This is a genomic window from Fibrobacter sp. (assembly GCA_024399065.1).
Lineage (GTDB): Bacteria > Fibrobacterota > Fibrobacteria > Fibrobacterales > Fibrobacteraceae > Fibrobacter.
In genome coordinates, this window is the sequence record JAKSIB010000020.1 from 43,099 (window position 1) to 60,240 (window position 17,142).

Annotated in this window: 13 protein-coding genes; 5 read left to right on the forward strand and 8 right to left on the reverse strand. The window is 51.4% G+C overall.

The window, feature by feature from the left end:
• Nucleotides 1–6: 6 nt before the first annotated feature.
• The 5 genes from MJZ25_10595 to rpsT all read right to left on the reverse strand — a co-directional run bounded on the left by MJZ25_10595 (nucleotide 7) and on the right by rpsT (nucleotide 5,273).
• Entirely contained in the window at nucleotides 7–2,811 is a 2,805-nt protein-coding gene (locus MJZ25_10595; protein MCQ2124621.1) for a hypothetical protein, read from the reverse strand.
• 5 nt (nucleotides 2,812–2,816) lie between these two features.
• Entirely contained in the window at nucleotides 2,817–3,278 is a 462-nt protein-coding gene (locus MJZ25_10600) for a hypothetical protein (GenBank protein ID MCQ2124622.1), read from the reverse strand.
• Nucleotides 3,279–3,286: 8 nt separating this feature from the next.
• The gene (locus MJZ25_10605) at nucleotides 3,287–3,706 is read right to left on the reverse strand and encodes a roadblock/LC7 domain-containing protein (protein MCQ2124623.1); all 420 of its coding nucleotides are present in this window, start codon (nucleotides 3,704–3,706) and stop codon (nucleotides 3,287–3,289) included.
• Nucleotides 3,707–3,728: 22 nt separating this feature from the next.
• Nucleotides 3,729–4,673 (reverse strand): GTPase domain-containing protein, encoded by a 945-nt coding sequence (locus tag MJZ25_10610; protein MCQ2124624.1) that lies wholly within the window; start codon nucleotides 4,671–4,673, stop codon nucleotides 3,729–3,731.
• Between the two features lie 339 nt (nucleotides 4,674–5,012).
• A complete protein-coding gene (gene rpsT, locus MJZ25_10615; protein ID MCQ2124625.1) occupies nucleotides 5,013–5,273 on the reverse strand; it encodes a 30S ribosomal protein S20 in 261 nt (86 codons plus the stop codon).
• A 102-nt stretch (nucleotides 5,274–5,375) separates the two neighbouring features.
• Between rpsT and MJZ25_10620 the strand changes: the two genes are divergently transcribed.
• From MJZ25_10620 to MJZ25_10640, 5 genes are all read left to right on the forward strand, one after another.
• Nucleotides 5,376–6,482 (forward strand): DegT/DnrJ/EryC1/StrS family aminotransferase, encoded by a 1,107-nt coding sequence (locus tag MJZ25_10620; protein MCQ2124626.1) that lies wholly within the window; start codon nucleotides 5,376–5,378, stop codon nucleotides 6,480–6,482.
• A gap of 45 nt (nucleotides 6,483–6,527) precedes the next feature.
• On the forward strand, nucleotides 6,528–7,862 hold the full coding sequence (locus tag MJZ25_10625) for an MATE family efflux transporter (protein ID MCQ2124627.1): 1,335 nt from the start codon (nucleotides 6,528–6,530) through the stop codon (nucleotides 7,860–7,862).
• A 70-nt stretch (nucleotides 7,863–7,932) separates the two neighbouring features.
• Nucleotides 7,933–10,083 (forward strand): DNA primase, encoded by a 2,151-nt coding sequence (dnaG, locus tag MJZ25_10630; protein MCQ2124628.1) that lies wholly within the window; start codon nucleotides 7,933–7,935, stop codon nucleotides 10,081–10,083.
• 63 nt (nucleotides 10,084–10,146) lie between these two features.
• Nucleotides 10,147–10,893, forward strand: a complete 747-nt coding sequence (sufC, locus tag MJZ25_10635; GenBank protein MCQ2124629.1) for a Fe-S cluster assembly ATPase SufC — start codon at nucleotides 10,147–10,149, stop codon at nucleotides 10,891–10,893.
• An 11-nt stretch (nucleotides 10,894–10,904) separates the two neighbouring features.
• Nucleotides 10,905–11,951: a SufD family Fe-S cluster assembly protein gene (locus tag MJZ25_10640; GenBank protein MCQ2124630.1), complete on the forward strand. Its 1,047-nt coding sequence runs from the start codon at nucleotides 10,905–10,907 to the stop codon at nucleotides 11,949–11,951.
• A gap of 119 nt (nucleotides 11,952–12,070) precedes the next feature.
• On the opposite strand, the gene MJZ25_10645 is transcribed toward MJZ25_10640, so the two are convergent.
• The 3 genes from MJZ25_10645 to MJZ25_10655 form a co-directional block, all read right to left on the reverse strand.
• Nucleotides 12,071–12,979 (reverse strand): Rpn family recombination-promoting nuclease/putative transposase, encoded by a 909-nt coding sequence (locus tag MJZ25_10645; GenBank protein MCQ2124631.1) that lies wholly within the window; start codon nucleotides 12,977–12,979, stop codon nucleotides 12,071–12,073.
• 727 nt (nucleotides 12,980–13,706) lie between these two features.
• A complete protein-coding gene (locus MJZ25_10650; GenBank protein MCQ2124632.1) occupies nucleotides 13,707–15,383 on the reverse strand; it encodes a hypothetical protein in 1,677 nt (558 codons plus the stop codon).
• Nucleotides 15,384–15,672: 289 nt separating this feature from the next.
• Nucleotides 15,673–17,142: hypothetical protein (locus tag MJZ25_10655; protein MCQ2124633.1), on the reverse strand; the 1,470-nt coding region annotated here is incomplete at its 5' end.

A 17,142-nucleotide genomic window follows, 5' to 3' on the forward strand; every position in this document is an offset into this window, starting at 1 on the left:
CCTTCACTAAAAGTATGCCTTCGCTTCTGTGCTCAGCTTCTGGAAAGCATTTTCTTCTGCATCGCCGAATCGCAGCACATAGTTGCAACCTAAAGAAATAAAGTTATTCAAATCCAAAGACACCGAAAGTTCCAAACGATAGGTCGTTCCGTCATTGTAGCCCGACATCACCTGGTAAGGTGTGGTGGAGCCGCCCTTATCCACATTGATCACGGAGAAGTTGGCAAAGGCGTTCACCTTCTTCTGTCGGTTATAGCCCACGCGTAAAGCGCCTTCCCACAAGTCCGCCTCAAAGTCAAGATTCACCCCATCGTCGCCAACACCCTTGCGGTAACGGCCCAAAGGCTGCACAAAGAAACCGTTCATAAAATCAAGGCGGTACTTCAAAGTTCCATCATAAATATTCCAGTTCCACTTTTGCAACGCCGACAATTCCTCGTCCTGCAACAAAAGTTCCGCACCCACGAAATGATCAGGATTTATCTGGTAGCCGCCTTCAACATTGTGGGACAAAATCTTTTCGTAATAGGAAATGGAAGACAACTTTTTATCGTAATCAAGGCCCGGCTTATACGCCACATTGATTCCCGCAGGGTGTGTCCAATCCAGCAAACCTTCAAAGGAAATTCTGCCCGACGTGGTGCGCATCAACTGGCTTTTGGTCATAGGCGGGAAATAGATGGTTCGGCCCGTGGTATCATTGCCCTCGCTGGAAACAGAACCGCCGATAGTCACATCACGCAAAAAGCCGTTCTTGATTCCAAACATGGCACCAGGATTCCAGCGGATGTCCAAGTTGAAGGACGCATCAGAAGCGCGCACCGCCCCCACGGAATCGTTTCGTCCCTGGCCCTCATAAACAAAGTCGCCATTGTCCACGCCTTCGATATACGTTCCCGTAAGGCTGTCATAGCGAACGTCGCCGGTACCAGGCGCCACCGCCTTATAAACCGCCGTATAAATCTGTTCTTCCGTCAAGCCCAACTTGTAATTGACAGTTCCATGCAAGCCAATATTTTCGTGACCGAATTTTCCATTCAGGTCGCCCACCCAGGAATTATCCGCGCCGGTAGAATCCGTCACGATTCGTTCGTACTGAAGCAAATGGGAAACAGAAAAATAGCGGCTATTGTAATTGGCTTCCTGGAGCCATGTGGCGGCCTTCAGGGAATCCAGCCAATCTGCGCCAAAGCTATCGCCGCGGCGTTTCGCAATCTTTCCGCCAACAGTTTCCTTCACCTCGCCCTTATCAAGGTAAATACCGAAACCGCCATTTGTTTTACCGTAAAGCACCTCGTCGGACAATGCTCCATAGTTAATTTCCGTATAGCGGAAATCCATGGTGCCAAAGGGCCGCACCACTCCCTTGTCAAACACAGATTTCAGCGTTGCTTGATAGCGTTCCTTTTCCTGATTCTGGAAACTTGCCACATGGGTAAAGGCCAAGTCGCTATGGGCGCTGCGACCCTTATGGGAAAGAGTCAAATTCACTCTGGAGGAATTCCAACTTTCGTCACCGTTACGACGGTATCCCCAGGAAGCGTTACCGAACCAGCCGCCACCCAGGCGCATTCTCAAAGCAAACTCGTCATGAATTAAATCATCATCCAACAAAGCGCCATCAGCATCCGTCAAGTCCCAATCATCCAAAAGTCGGTAAGCGTTCCAATCCAAGTCGGAGCCTTGATTTTCTAGGATGTCGAAGCCTTGCTGCACGCGGTTTCCGTAAACAGAAAGCGCCACCGGCAAATGGGAAAGGTTCTGTGTAGAATCCGAAGTAATATACCAGCGGACCGCCTTTCCTTCGGGGCCGCCAACATCATGAGATGCCGTATTGGAATCAGCACGATTCATGGCCACTTCCACATCGGCGTAGAATTGCTTATTCCATTGGGTTCGCAAGCGTGCGCCAAAGCGATCATTTTGCATGGGGTGAGTCAGGGAGTCTCGAGCCTCCCCCGTCAAGCGGAATCCAGAAACGTCCAAGTACAAGTTGGGGTGTCTGTATTTTGCCGCTGCTCCGTACAAAGTAAAAGTCTGGTCTTCCTCGTAGGCATCGTATTCCACGCGGATTTCATCATCAAAGGTTGTCACCAAGGAGCCCTTGAAATCCAGCATGCCACCCGCATAATTCACCACGTAGTCTACGCCACGTTTCAGCTTTCGACCGTTGAGCCAAACCGTTTCCGATTGGGGAACCACAGAAATAAAACTTCCCGAGGCGTCCAGAGAGTAACCTTCTCGCTGGCCGCTGACACCATTGATGACGCGGCTAAAGTGCTGAACTTCGTCAGAGCCGTAAACGCCCTTGACCTCGGCCTGGCCTCCGCCAAACCCGCCATGCACTCCCGCCATGACGCCCAAGGAACTTCTATCCAGGGAATACAAACCCATGGATTCGTCGGACCAAGTAAGGTCACCTAAATGCAAAAAAGTATGAGGAGTCTGGACCCTGAAATAAATCTGGTCCACTTCACGCAACGTAGACGTGGTCTGGTCCCCCGCCTTGCGGCCCACATCAGACAAAAGAGCGTCAATGACAACATCATCGGTCAAGCGGCCTTGAATGGACAGGCGCAATTCCTGGTCCACCTGGGTTCCACCGTCGCCCACCGTAATCTGCATGGTCTTGTAACCGTGGGTTTCCAGGGAGTCCTTACGTTGTACAGAATCTGCCGTTGCAGCATTAGGAACAACATAATCCACGTCCCGAACCAGCACCGACGGATCCCAAACTGGCAAGGAATTCACATCCATGCCAAACGCAAAAGTCGTCAAAAGAAAAAGTCCCAAGCCTGTGCGTCGGGACATCGCCATTACCTATGAATGGGTTCTACGACAAACTGTCTTGTGGAAAGCAACTTGTGGCCCACCACCAGGTCCACGCTCCATTCGCCAGGTTTCAGCAAGTTGGGAACGATGGTCGTAAGGCACACGTCCTGGGACATGTTGCAGGCAGATTTCTGAATGGTGTCGGCACCGTTGAACCAGATATGCATCAAGGTATCGGCACCAAGCTGTGCTGCAGAAGAAACCGTGGAGTAGTAATAGAGGCGTGTTCCTTCTTCGAACACGCTATCTACACCGAAAGGAGTTCCGTTCACAATATGGCTACACACCACGCTTTGAGCGAGAGTCAATTCGGTTTCTACAGTTTCTTGAACGGTGGTATTGCCCAGGGCAATAATGATAAGGCGATGGATAAGGAATCCCAAAAAGACAGCAATCACAATGATTGTCGTCTTCCGCAAATTACGTAGCGGCGGGAGCTTAGCCACAGAGCCTCCTAGCGAACCAGGCGGCTAGTATTCTGGGTAAAGGCAGGAACAGCGTCTACAAGCTTTTCAACGAGCAGGCGGTTGAAGTCCTCGATGCGGTTCGGAAGCTTGGAGCCCGGGAAGATCTGGACCAACAGGAGGGCCTGGTCTACCGGAGCGATGTAGATGGAACGATTTTCGCCGGAATAAGAAACGGCGTTGAAGTTTTCACCACCAAGCATCATACCGACCTGGCTTGCAGAGTCGAAGGAAGCGGTGCTCAAGACAGCAAGCGGAGTAGCGTCGACACCAAGAGAACCCACTTCGGCAATAATGGAACCATCGCGATGGCAAAGCACGATATATTCGGCCTTGACACTAGCCTGGTAGGCAGACATCAAGCGACGGACCTTGTCAGCGTCATCAGAATAAATGGTAAAATCACTCATATCTTAGCCTCTTTAAAATGGGTTACTTCTTCTTGGGAACGTACGGACGCAATTCGATTTCGTCATCGCCTTCGTTATTGGGCTTGGCAACGTCGCGGCCAAAGGTAGGCATACGCGGAACAGGAGCGGCGGCGCGAGGACGACCGAAGGGAGAGGATGTAGCTCCCTTCTGGAACAGACCTGCCCCGGCAGTTGCCGGCTGTGCGGGAGCTGCGCTAGGCGGCTTCGCTGCGAAAGAAGGCATACGGAAGGGAGATGCACCAGGTGCGGGCTGCTGCGGCTGAGCAGGAGCGGCGGCCTTGACGGAAACACCTTCCTTGGTGAGGGACACATCGTGAACGCCAGTGTTGTTGGCGGTGGCTGCAGCCTGATGCAAGAAACCCTGCTTGACGTTAAACTTTTCAATGACCAGCATAGCGATGGTCTTAAGAGTGGTCACAACACCCTTACCGTTATGGGCGGTGGCCGGGAAGAACGGCACGCTACGGGGATTCAGTTCGGCGTTCAATTCGTCGAGGGTAAACACGTTATCCATATCGCGCTTGTTGTACTGGAGCACGAAGGGCATATCGTCAAGATCCATGCCGTAGTCCTGAAGGTTCTGGCGAAGGTTCTGCAAGCTTTCCAAGTTTTCAGCCTGACGAGAACGCTGGGAGTCGGCAACGAACACGATACCGTCTACACCGCGAAGCACCAGCTTACGGGTACTGTTATAATAGACCTGACCAGGAACAGTATAGAGCTGGAAACGAGTCTTGAAGCCCTTAATATCACCGAGGTTCAACGGCAAAAAGTCGAAGAACAAGGTACGGTCACCTTCGGTAGCGAGGGACACCATGTCGGTACGCTTGTCCTGAGGCATCTTCTGGTGGATCACCTGCAAATTGGTGGTCTTACCACTAAGACCCGGGCCATAATAAACAACTTTACAACTAATTTCTCTTGTAGCAAAATTAATCGAAGACATTATACATCCTTGATATTTTCTGAAGGACAATCTAATAAAAGAATAAGCAATTTTTTGCGGGCCATTGCAAAAAAAGCCCTTTATTCGGCCAAAATTCGCACTTTTTATATTCCAAACAAAAAGATTCCCTCCGCGAAAACGGAAGGAACCTTCAATTTTCAAATGCAGTACAGTCTATCTTCGTGCAGAAAGGCAAAAATTTTCACCACAAGAATCGCAAGATGACACTACTTGGTCGGAATGAAAACCGAAAATAGGAGAAATTCTAAATACACAAAAGACCAGAGTATAAAGACATACTCCGGCACTTTTGTAAAATCAATCGATTTGCTTCGCTAATTAAGCGAGAGCGTTAACGATCTTAGCAGCCTTAGCCTTGTAGTTGGCAGCGCGGTTTGCGCAGAAACCGGCACGATGCTTGGCAGCAGCCTTATCGAGCTGGCTGAACAAGTTCGGCAATTCCTTCAGAGCTTCTTCCTTAGTAGCAGCAGAACGGATAACCTTCAGGCTAGTACGGATAGCAGAACGGCAGGAACGGTTCATGGCATTGGCCTTTTCGGCCTGGATCAAACGCTTTTTGCAAGATTTGTGTTGAGGCACCTTATTATCTCCGGGTGAAAACCTACTTAAAAATGTTGGCTCAAAGTTAGTAAATGTTTGAGATTTTTCAAGGGGTCACAAAAATTTTCTATTTTTTAGACCATGATTCCCTTTGTAAACCTTGTTGCTCAACGAAATACATACCGCAAAGAATTCGAGGAAATGGAGAAATCCGTTCTTGACAGCGGTTGTTTTATCGGTGGCGAACAGGTTGCAAATTTAGAAAAGGAACTTTCCCAGCATATCGAGAAATCCCTTGAAAACGGGCGAAAAATCCATACTATCGCCTGTGGAAGCGGAACGGACGCCCTGACCATCGCCCTGATGGCCCTCGGATTGAGCGTCGGAGACGAGGTTATTGTACCCGACTTCACCTTTATTGCCCCAGCGGAATGCGTGGCTTTTTTAGGTGGAACGCCCAGATTTGCCGACATCGACATCCAGACCCTGCAGATTTCGCCGGTCAGCGTAGAAAAACTGATTACCCCAAAGACCAAGGGTATTATCGCCGTAAACCTTTTCGGTCAGTGCGTCCCCTTTGCAGAACTGCGCAAAATCGCCGAAAAACATAATCTTTGGATTATCGAGGACTCCGCCCAGGCCTTCGGCGCCACCCAGAACGGCAGAGCAGCCTGCACTTTCGGCGACATCGCCATTACCAGTTTCTACCCCACCAAGCCCCTGGGTTGCTACGGCGACGGCGGCGCCTTGTTTACCTGCAGCGAAACTTTGGCAGAAAAAATTCGCATGATCGCAAACCACGGCAGCAAGGGACACTACAATCACGAGATTATCGGCATCAACAGCCGACTGGACGCTTTACAGGCAGCCATTTTGCGGGTAAAGCTTCGCCATTTAGATGAGGAATTGAAAGTACGCCAGCAAAATGCAGCCAAGTACGACGCATTTTTCAAAAATTGGGAGGGCGTTGTTCCCCAAAAGACAGCCGAAGGGAACACAAGCACTGTGGCCCAGTATACGCTTCTGGTTCAGGACCGCGAGGCATTTATTGCCAAGCTTAACGCCGCCCAGGTTCCGTTCTGCATCCACTACCCTGCCACCCTGCAAAGTCAGAAATGCTTTGCAGAGGAAGGCGTTGCGGCCCCAAACGCCACCTTGGCCTGCACCCAGGCCATCAGCCTTCCCGTATGCGCCTTCACCGACGTTGACGAAATAATTCGACGTATACAGACGCAAACAAAAGTCTAAAAAACACCCTACAAAGCCCCTTCGCTAATTGCTAAAATTGGCGCCATGAAAGGGACTCAAGTCAAAGACCGTTCTCTCCTCAGCCTCTCGTGGCCGCTGATATTCACCTTCGCCGTGAATATGATCCAGCCCATGATGGACAGCTGGTTCTTGTCACGAACTTCCGAAGAAGCTGCCGCAGGCGTCGGTGCATTGATGCCCGTTCTCGCAGCCTTGTTTACCGCCATCAACGCATTCTCCCAGGCAGGAGCAAGCATCGCCTCCCAGTACATGGGCGCCGAGCAGAACAGTCACGCCCGCTCCACCAAGACCATGGTGCTTTGCGGAAGCTTGATGGTCGGCCTTCTGATGACTTTAGCCATCATTCCCTTGTCCGGGCGCATTCCCGTTTGGATGGGCCTGCAGGGCGCACCTGTTATTTATGCCCAGCAGTTCATGTCGGTGGTGGCATTCGGCTTTGCCTTCAGGGCGCTGCAGTCCTCCCTTACCGCCTTTGTGGCAACCCACGGCCTCACCGTATGGAACCTGATAGGAAACATCATCACCATCGTCAGCAACGCCGCCATGAACTACGTGTTCCTGAATGGACTTTTCGGACTGCCCAAGATGGGAGCCCGAGGCGTGGGCTTGGCCACCGCACTTTCCTGGCTGATTTCTTCCGCAATCCTCTGGTGCGTTCTGCGTTACAAGATCCAGCACAAGACCCACCGCCGCGACCTGAAGCGTTCCCGCGCCATTTTGCCAGACTGGATCCGCATTGGCTTTCCTGCCGCCGCAGAGCCCATCAGTTTCCAGCTGTTCAACGTGTTCATCACTTCTATGGTGGCGCACTTGGGAACCCTGGCCATGACCGCCCGCGTCTTTGCGGGAAACTTCGCCGCTTTGTCTGTAATTCTAGGCATCGGCCTCGGCAATGGAAACCAGATTCTTGTGGCCCACTTGGTCGGCGCAAAGGAATTCAAGACTGCAAACCAGAGAGTTCATCAAACCATCTTAATCAGCTGCATCAGCGGTCTTATTTTGTCTGTAATCATGGCACTTTGCGGAACCCACCTGATTGGAATTTTTACAGATAATCCCGACGTGATTGCATTGGGCCAGATGTGCCTTTGGTGCGATGTGGCGGTGCAACCCTTCAAGGCAGTAAACTTTGTTCTAACCACATCCATGCGAGCCGCTGGCGATTCTAAGTTCCCAGCATTTGTCGGAAGCGGCATGATGTGGACTTTGGGCGTAGGCACAGCACTGTTCCTGGCATTCGTTCTTGACCTTGGCCTTCCCGGTCTTTGGCTGGGCATGGCTGCCGACGAATTCTACAGATCCATCGCAAACTACTACCGTTGGCGCAGCGGAAAGTGGCAGAGCAAGGCCGTGGTTTAAGCCTCGCAAATGGTCTCTGAGAACGTCGCGGCAAAAAACGCGGACCTCGACTTTTTCTATCTTTGCCGCCGTGGCTTTTTACTCTAACGAAATCATCCAACAGCTGAAAACTCAGGCGGATATTGCAACCGTCATTGAGAATTTTGTGCCGTTGAAGCGTTCCGGAAACGGGCGCTATCTTGGAGTATGCCCCTTCCACAACGACCGTTCCCCCTCCATGAATGTGAACCCCAGTTTGGGCATTTACAAATGCTTTGCCTGCGGTGCTGCCGGCGACGTTTTCAAGTTCGTCCAAGAGCACGAAAAACTGGATTTCAAGGGTGCAGTGGAATGGGTCGCCAACTTTACGGGTTTTGCCCTTCCCTCCTTGGGTGCTCCCGAAAATGCGGAAATCGTTGAGGAACGCGAACGGGTTCGCCGATTGAACGAACTGGCCTGCGAATGGTTCGAGCAGCAGCTCACCATGAGTCAAAAAGCACAGGCCTACTTGAACAGCCGCCACATTACCGAGGAAACCCGCAAGCGTTTCCATATCGGTTACGCCCCCGATGGTCGCGAAGGTTTTATTAGTCACGCCGTCAAGAACGGATTTTCTCCCTTGGATTGCGTGAAGGCTGGTCTTGCCGTAGAAAAGGAACACGGAGGTATTTCCGACAAGTTCCGCGATCGTCTGATGATCGCCATCCAAAACATTTCCGGCATGATCGTTGCCTTTGGTGGCCGTGACCTCAGCGAAAACAAGGACCCCAATTTTAAGCCGGCAAAGTACATGAACAGTCCGGAATCCGCCCTTTACCACAAGAGCGACATTCTATTCGGATTGAATCATGCCCGTCAAAGCATAGCCAAGGAGCAGGCCGTCATTATCGTAGAAGGCTACTTCGACATGATTAGCCTTTACCAAGGTGGCGTTACCAACGTGGTAGCCGCCTCCGGAACCGCCTTGACCGAAACCCACGCCAGCATTCTGGCACGTTACGCCAAAACAGCTTACTTGGTTTTTGACGGCGACGCTGCTGGTCAAAAGGCTACTTTGCGCAGTTTGGAAATCGTGCTTCCCAAGGGAATCGCCCCACGAGTGTTTGCATTGTCCCGTCCGGACGGCACCAAGATCGACCCTGACAACTTTGTAAACGAACAGGGTCCCGAAGCATTTAGAAACGCTTTGTCCACCGCAGACGACTGGCTGAACTATCTCGCCAGTCAAAAGGACTTGCGCCGCCCCGAAGAAAGGGCAAACTTTGTAAGCTACGCCAAATCCCTGGTAAAGAGCATTGGCGATCGTGAACTTCAGAACCAATACCTGAAGCTTATTTCGGAACGATTCAACACAGACCGTTCACTGGCGCAGGTCCGCCCCATCAAGCAGGAAAAGCGACTGCCCCAGCAGAGCGCCGCGCCCCAGGTCCAGGAAATTTCCGTTCCCTGGCACGCCATTCCCCCTATCGAAATTCGCTTTGCCACTTTGCTGTTGCGCAACCCCACCTTGATGGACCGCGCACTGGAATACTTCGACATGGACTGGGCCACCAGCGGCATCCAGATGTTCGAATCCCCCATCGTGGAAGAATTCGTCAATACGGTGGTGGCTTTGTACGCAGAAACAGGCACCCATTCTCCCCAGCTTTTGTACGAGAATGTTTCTCCTGAAATGCAAGCATTCATTGAAGGCCTTTCCGAAGAACAGTGGAAGCCCCCTCAGGAAATTTACGAGTTCTACCAGACGCTGACGGTGCTTTCCACAAAGCTTTGCGACCGTCAGAAGAAGGCTTTGCCCTTGGATACTATGGAACGCGTCAACGCCCGCATGAAGATGACGAAGTTCACCCAAGGAATGCAGACTTTGAACAACCTGCTGAACGCTGAAAAAATCCAGATTGATGCCTTTGCCGATCAAGTTGTCCGCAGCAAGTCACAGCTGATTATGTTCCAGGCAGCGCTTTCTGACGAGCAAGTTTTAGTTGCACAAGCAGCACCGAATCCCCAGCCGGCCATGAGCGCGCCAACCCCGGTTACACAGCAAACGGCACCCACCATGAGTGCGCCTGCTCCGCATCCGGGATCGGCTAATAGCGCGCCGGAGCCGCCTCCCGAAAGTTTCAATGAGGAGCCCCCTGAAGGATTCGGAGACGAACCGCCGCCAGGCTTTGACGAAGAACCGCCTGAAGAAGCCTATTCCTTTGACGATGGTGGTTTCGGCAACGACGATGAGGGCTTCTAGGCCACGCTGCAAATCACAAGGCCCGCGAACTGGACGCAAAAAGAGTTTTAAAACGAGGAAATCATGTTAAGTATCAAGAATCTTAAGGCAAGTATTGAAGACGGCACCCAAATCCTTAAGGGTATCAACTTGGAAGTAAAGCCCGGCGAAGTCCACGCCATCATGGGCCCTAACGGAAGCGGCAAGAGCACCCTTTCCAAGGTCATTGCAGGCCACCCCGCCTACACCGTGAACGATGGTGTCGTTGAACTTGACGGCAAGAACCTCTTGGATATGGAAATCTGCGAACGCGCCAACTCCGGTCTGTTCATCAGCACCCAGTACCCCACCGAAATTCCCGGCGTAAACAACGTGGAATTTTTGAAGATGGCGCTGAACTCCAAGCGTAACTTCCTGGGACTGCCAGAAATGAGCGACGCCGACTTCAAGAACCTTTGCGAAGAAAAGATGCAGCTTTTGGAAATGGACGACCGTTACCGTGACCGTGGCGTCAACGAAGGATACTCCGGCGGCGAAAAGAAACGTAACGAAATCCTCCAGATGGCTATTCTCGACCCTAAGGTTTCCTTCTTGGACGAAACCGACTCCGGCCTGGACATTGATGCGCTCCGCATTGTGGCAAACGGCATCAACCATATCATGAGTCCCGAAAAGGCAGTGATTCTCGTGACCCATTACCAGCGCTTGCTGGACTACATCAAGCCCACCTACGTTCACGTGCTGCGCCACGGTAAGATTATTCTGAGCGGTGGTCCGGAACTGGCCTTGAAGCTTGAAGAACAGGGCTACGACTGGATCGAAGAAAAGTAATTGAGGCAGTCATGAGCTATATGAATTCTGAATTAGCACAGGCCGCCCAGGCACGCATCAATGCCCTTGGCATGCCCAAGCGCAACAACGAGCTGTGGAGTTTCTTCCCGGTCAACAAAATTCCATCTGTAGTGGATGCCGATAGCACCGCTGCTGGTGCCGCAGCCGATAGCGCCGCTGTGGAATGCGCCGACTTCGGCATTGCCGCCGAAACCGACATCGCAGCCCTTCTGCCCATCGCAAAGTCCGCTCCCGCCATGAAGAAAGATTTTGCCGCAGGCGAAACCGAAATGGGCCTCATCAAGAGCCGCGACGACTTCGGCCACAGCATTTTCAACATCGGGAAAAACGCCAAGGTTTCCCTGGAAATTCTAGACAACAAGGTGGAGCACGAAATTGCCGCCGAGCGCTTCGACATTAACGTAGAAGAAGGCGCCGAGCTGGAAATATTCTTTGCCAACCCCGCAAACGAATTGCCCCTGCAATTCCGCCATTTCGCGATTAAGCAGGCTGCCAATTCTACGGTTCACTTTTCCAACATCCTGCAGGACGCAGGCATCGGACGCATCAGCATCGACGTGGACCTGAACGGCGAAGGCGCCAACTTCGATTACCGCTCCTTGTCTGTGCTAAAGGGAAACGCCAGCAAGCACCAGCGCCTGACCATCCGTCATAACGCACCCAACACCGTAAGCTCCCAGTTCGCCCGCAACCTGCTGGACGAAAAGTCCTACGTCAGCTACGACGGCAGCGTCATCGTGGGTAACGGATGCAGCCAGGTGAACTCCAGCCAGCTGGTGAATTCCATCCTCCTGGGTGACGAATCCAGCGTTTCCGTAAAGCCGGTGCTGAAGATTTACCACGACGACGTGGAATGTACCCACGGCAACACCTGCGGTGAACTTGACGCCGACCAGATGTTCTATCTGACCAGCCGAGGCATCCCCGCCGAAACCGCCAAGAAAATGCTCATGAAGTCCTTCGCCAAGGAGCTGTTCCTGCCCCTGAACGATGGCCCCGCCAAGAAGCGTCTGCTGCAGGTTCTGGCAAGCTTGTAAGACATAAGCCTACAAAAACGCCCCAGGGAATTGTAAACCCTGGGGTATTTATATAAAATCTCTGTGCTGGCAGGTGATTCAGCAGTTATGCGTTCTAAAGTTCCTGCTTGGTCTTTTGTTTATTTCTGCAGTGCAGCCAGCTGAGCCTTGAGGGCGGCATTTTCCGCCATAAGGCGTTGATTGTCAGCATCCTTTGCGACGAGGTCGGCATCCTTTCGTGCTAATCGCGCCTTGAGGTTGCGATTTTCACGTTCGCGGGCACGGCGTACGTCACCGGCGCTGACAAAGCCAAGCCTTTCTCCTAAACTCTTGAATGCCATGTTCAACCTCTCTAGTGCTTTTTCGGTGATGTACTCCCCCAAATATAACTTTATTTTTTTAACCAAGGTAGTCCCCTTCGTATTGTCCATTTTCTTGAACAGGGGCTCCATTGCAATCAACACTTTCGAATAGGCCTTTGCATCGAAGGCATATTTCATGGTCATAAGTCCAATGGCCGCCTCGACTGATTCGCTCTGCCTTAAAAGATTATCGTTAAACTGTTTCAAATCCACGAAGGCGCATTCAAAAGGCAGTTCCCTCCCTTCAAAATCCCCATGAGGCTGTTTACGAAATTCTGCGAGAGGATCCCAGCTATCGGTGCCGTTATAAATGATGATAGCCTTGGTTGGCAACCATTTGAACGTTGTGTTAGACTTGTCCACCATCACATTGAAAGCGTAACGGAAGGTTTGTTCCAGGACATTTACCTTGTGTTCTGATTTGTGTTCCAGCAGGATGCCAAAATAAAAAGGTTCACCGGTATTTGTTGTTGCCTTGAACGCAATGTCAGCTTCGCCACGTTCATCTACATTATCGTAGCGTTCAGAGATTTCCTCCAGTGTATCAAGGTTTACATTGTTCAAAATCCGCTTTACACTTCCGGAGCCTTTGGATAACGTGCGCAGCATGGCTCGTGCATTGGCGGGATCGCTATAGACGTACTTGAAGAATCCATCGTGATTACGCTTTGTTCTCTTTTTATTCATTCATTTTCTTTGTTCTGTTCGTCGGGGCTAATTGCTCGGCGAAATGACGAGGACACGTCATTCACATATATACACGCTTTTTTCGCTTGGAATGCGCCCCTGAAAATGAAATTTTTTGAAATCCTGGCGCCTCCGGAGGATAATTTTCAAAAATAGGGCTGATTTACGGGAAAAACTGCTTTTTTATAGACCAGTTTCCCGTAATTTATTAGGTTGTTTGTGATATTTTTGTGGTTAGGGCTAATTTTTCCATGGCAACATGGCCAAAAGTGGAGCCAAAACAATGAAAATGCCGGCAAAAAGTGGCCGAATGGGGCTGTTTTTTTATTTCAGCCCGAATTTTGCAATAGTTTGTCTGTAAAATTACGGGAAAAACTAATCAAAAAACATCACTTTTCCCGTAATTTGGACATTTTCAGGCCAAAGATCTCCTTTTGCGCCTCTCAAGCCCGGGATAACATGTGGGAGGAGGCTAGGATAAAAAAATGCCCCAGGAGTTGAAAATACCCTGGGGTTTTGTTACAAGGCCTTGCTTCGCTAGGCCATGGCTAAGATAGCGCAGTGCGCCTCCTTAGTTAGAGGGCGCAAGGCGCCTACGCTCATGCTCGGACGTATAGACAAACAAGTTTGTCTATACGTCACTCGCTATCGCTTTAGTGGCACACAGTGCACAACAGTTCGGCTCACCTATACAGAAATGCAAGCATTTCTGTGCAGGATTCGCCTCCTAGTTGTCCTGGAGACAACGCACCGAGCGTCCGCTGCCCTTGTCGTTGTAGTTGACGCTCGCGACGTAGTCGTTGATGTACAGGCTGTAGGCGCGGTTGCTATCGTACTCCGTAGAAGACCAAAAGCTGGTGTAGTCGTCCAAATCGTCGAACTTCTCGCTGCGGCTGTAGTAGTTGCCAGCAGGGAGAGCGGAAAAGCCGAACTTGTCCGACCCATTTTCCCAACTGCCCGCGCGCAGATTTTGGTATCTCTCATCTTGAGAGGAGCCCGCTGCAGCCAGGAGACTTTCAAGTTCCTCCTTACTGGGCAAGCGCCAGCCACTGGGACAAGCCATCTTTGCAGCCTCCCAGGTGTACAGGCGACCGTATTTTTTGCAGTTGGCAGGGTCATTGTCGTAGCACCAGCTATCTTTTGTTCCATAATTCAAGTTCTCAGCCATCCATGTCTTGCCATCGGGCATCTTCACTGTCTCGTAGGTCTTACCATCACGAGCATCGGTTATTTTATCCCCGTTAGAGTCCCGGAAACAACGCACCGAGCCTCCGCCGTCCTTGACGTAGAAATTGACGTTCGCGCGGCTGTCGACGATGTCCAGGCTGTAGGCGTAGTAGTATCTATCGCGCTCCGTAGAAGCCCAAAAGCTGGTGACGTTGCCCAAATCGTGGAACTTCCTGTAGTCGCTGCGGTAGTCGCCAGCAGGGAGAGCGGAAAAGCCGAACTTGTCCGACCCATTTTCCCAACTGCGTGCGCGTAGATTTAGGGATCTTTCATCACCAGAGGTGCCCACTGCAGACAGGAGACTTTCAAGATCTTCCTTACTGGGCAAGCGCCAGCCTGCAGGGCAAGCCTTTTTCGCTGCTCCCCAGGTGTACAGGCGACCGTATTTTTTGCAGTTGGCAGGGTCATTGTCGTAGCACCAGCTATCTTTTGTTCCATAATTCAAGTTCTCAGCCATCCATGTCTTGCCATCGGGCATCTTCACGGTCTTGTACGTTTTTCCATCGCGGGAATCTTTTAAAGTTCCGCTCGGTGGCTGCGCCTCCGAGCGCTGCGAGGACACTTCGTCCCCCTCGTTGGAGTCATTGGCTCTGTCATCACGAATTTCTTCCTCAGTTTTCGAATTGCTTGCAGACTTCTTTATGCAACGGACCGAGAAGCCGTTTTTCTTTAAGGCGAACTTTATGTTTCCCTGAAAGAAATCGTCCGAATTCGAGCTTAGTACCCAATCGAAAGCACGAGAATCATCGCCTTCGGAGGAAGACCAAAGGTAGGCCGTTTCTCCCAGAAACTTGTATGCATTCTTGATACGGTCGCCGGCGGCCTGGCCCGAAAAGCCAAAACGATCATCGTATTCAAGTGCGCCTTCAACGGACATATCAAAGGTTCGCCCCTTCAAAACGGAGCCGGCGTTCCCTTCCCCAACCTTGGACTCCACAAAGGATTTCAGTTCAGAAAAGTCTGAATTGTTGGGTAGCGACCAACCATCCGGGCAGGCATCCATTGCCGCATCCCAAGTGTACAGGCGGCCCATGCGTTTACAATTGCTTTCCTTGTTATCGTAGCACTTGCTCTCGCTGGTCTCATAATTCAAATTCTCGGCCATCCAAGTCTGATTACCGATTTCAACAGTCTTGTAGGTTTTACCGTCGCGGGAATCCTTAAGGGTTCCCGCCATGGTACATACGACTAGAGTGCATACAAGTATTAAGAATTTTCTCATGTTCTAACCTTACGAGGAAATTTTCTCGGTAGTTACAAGGCTTTGCTTCGCTAAGCCTTGGCTAGGCTTTCCACATTCGGTGGATGCCTAGTTAGAGGGCGCCAAGGCGCCTACGCTCATGCTCGGACATATAGACAAACAAGTTTGTCTATGCGTCACTCGCTATCGCTTTAGTGGCACACAGTGCACAACAGTTCGGCTCACCTATACAGAAATGCAAGCATTTCTGTGCAGGATTCGCCTCCTAGTTGTCCTGGAGACAACGCACCGAGTACTCGTCGCTCAGGTCGTAGGCGTAGTCGTCGACGTCCGCGCGGTATGCGGTGAGGTTCAGGCTGTAGGCGTGGTAGCTATCGTACTCCGTAGAAGTCCAAAAGCGGGTGCTGCCGCCCAAATCGTAGAACTTCTCGCTGTTGTGGCTGTAGCCAGCAGGGAGAGCGGAAAAGCCGAACATGTCCAACCCATCTTCCCAACTGCGTGCACGTAGTCTTATTCCTTCCGCAATATCCAGGAGTCTTCCAAACTCATCCCTGCTAGGCAAGCGCCAGCCTGCAGGGCAAGCCTTTTTCGCTGCTTCCCAGGTGTACAGGCGACCGTATTTTTTGCAGTTGGCAGGGTCATTGTCGTAGCACCAGCTATCTTTTGTTCCATAATTCAAGTTCTCAGCCATCCATGTCTTGCCATCGGGCATCTTCACGGTCTTGTACGTTTTTCCATCGCGGGAATCTTTTAAAGTTCCGCTCGGTGGCTGCGCCTTGGAGGAGTCCTGGAGACAACGCACCGAGTAACCGTAGTACTTGGCGCGGTAGTTGACGCCCGCGCCGCCGTCGTAGATGCTCAGGCTGTAGGCGTCGAAGCTATTGCGCTCCGTAGAAGACCAAAAGTAGGTGTGGTCGCCCAAATCGCTGAACTCCTTGTGGATGCTGTAGTAGTTGCCAGCAGGGAGAGCGGAAAAGCCGAACTTGTCCAACCCATTATCCCAACTGCGTGCACGTAGATTTGGAGAGCGTTCTGCCTCAGAGGTGTCCACGGCAAACTGGAGAATTTCAAGATCCTCCTCACTGGGCAAGCTCCAGCCAGCAGGGCATGCTTTTTTCGCATCATCCCAGGTGTACAAACGACCATATTTTTTGCAATTGCCTTCCTTGTTATCGTAGCAATAGCTCTCGCTGGTCTTGTAATTCAGGTTTTCAGCCATCCAGACTTGGTCGCCAATCTTCACGGTCTTGTACGTTTTTCCATCGCGGGAATCTTTTAAAGTTCCGCTCGATGGCTGCGCCTTGGAGCGCTGCGAGGACACTTCGTCCCCCTCGTTAGAGTCCTGGAGACAACGCACCGAGTAGCCGTAATTCTTAAAATTGTTGTCGACGCTCGCGTAGCCGTCGCTGATGTTCAGGTAGTAGGCAGCGGAGCTACCGCCCTTCGTAGAAGACCAAAAGTGGGTGTGGTAGCGCAAACTGCTGAACTCCTCGATGTGGCTTTTGTATCTGCCAGCAGGGAGAGCGGAAAAGCCGAACTCGTCCGACCCATATTCCCAACTGCGTGCGCGTAGATTTAGAGAGCGTTCTGCCTTAGAGGTGCCCACGGTAGACTGGAGAATTTCAAGTTCCTTCTTACTGGGCAAGTGCCAGCCTGCAGGGCATGCATTCATTGCTGCCACCCAGGTGTACAGGCGACCGTATTTTTTGCAGTTGGCAGGGTCATTGTCGTAGCA

What these genes read in the sequence shown, in the direction of transcription:
- MJZ25_10595 (MCQ2124621.1), bottom strand. Translation starts at nt 2,811, where the DNA reads ATGTCCCGACGCACAGGCTTGGGACTTTTTCTTTTGACGACTTTTGCG.
- MJZ25_10605 (MCQ2124623.1), bottom strand. Translation starts at nt 3,706, where the DNA reads ATGAGTGATTTTACCATTTATTCTGATGACGCTGACAAGGTCCGTCGC.
- MJZ25_10610 (MCQ2124624.1), bottom strand. Translation starts at nt 4,673, where the DNA reads ATGTCTTCGATTAATTTTGCTACAAGAGAAATTAGTTGTAAAGTTGTT.
- MJZ25_10620 (MCQ2124626.1), top strand. Translation starts at nt 5,376, where the DNA reads ATGATTCCCTTTGTAAACCTTGTTGCTCAACGAAATACATACCGCAAA.
- MJZ25_10625 (MCQ2124627.1), top strand. Translation starts at nt 6,528, where the DNA reads ATGAAAGGGACTCAAGTCAAAGACCGTTCTCTCCTCAGCCTCTCGTGG.
- sufC (MCQ2124629.1), top strand. Translation starts at nt 10,147, where the DNA reads ATGTTAAGTATCAAGAATCTTAAGGCAAGTATTGAAGACGGCACCCAA.
- MJZ25_10640 (MCQ2124630.1), top strand. Translation starts at nt 10,905, where the DNA reads ATGAGCTATATGAATTCTGAATTAGCACAGGCCGCCCAGGCACGCATC.
- MJZ25_10645 (MCQ2124631.1), bottom strand. Translation starts at nt 12,979, where the DNA reads ATGAATAAAAAGAGAACAAAGCGTAATCACGATGGATTCTTCAAGTAC.
- MJZ25_10650 (MCQ2124632.1), bottom strand. Translation starts at nt 15,383, where the DNA reads ATGGCGGGAACCCTTAAGGATTCCCGCGACGGTAAAACCTACAAGACT.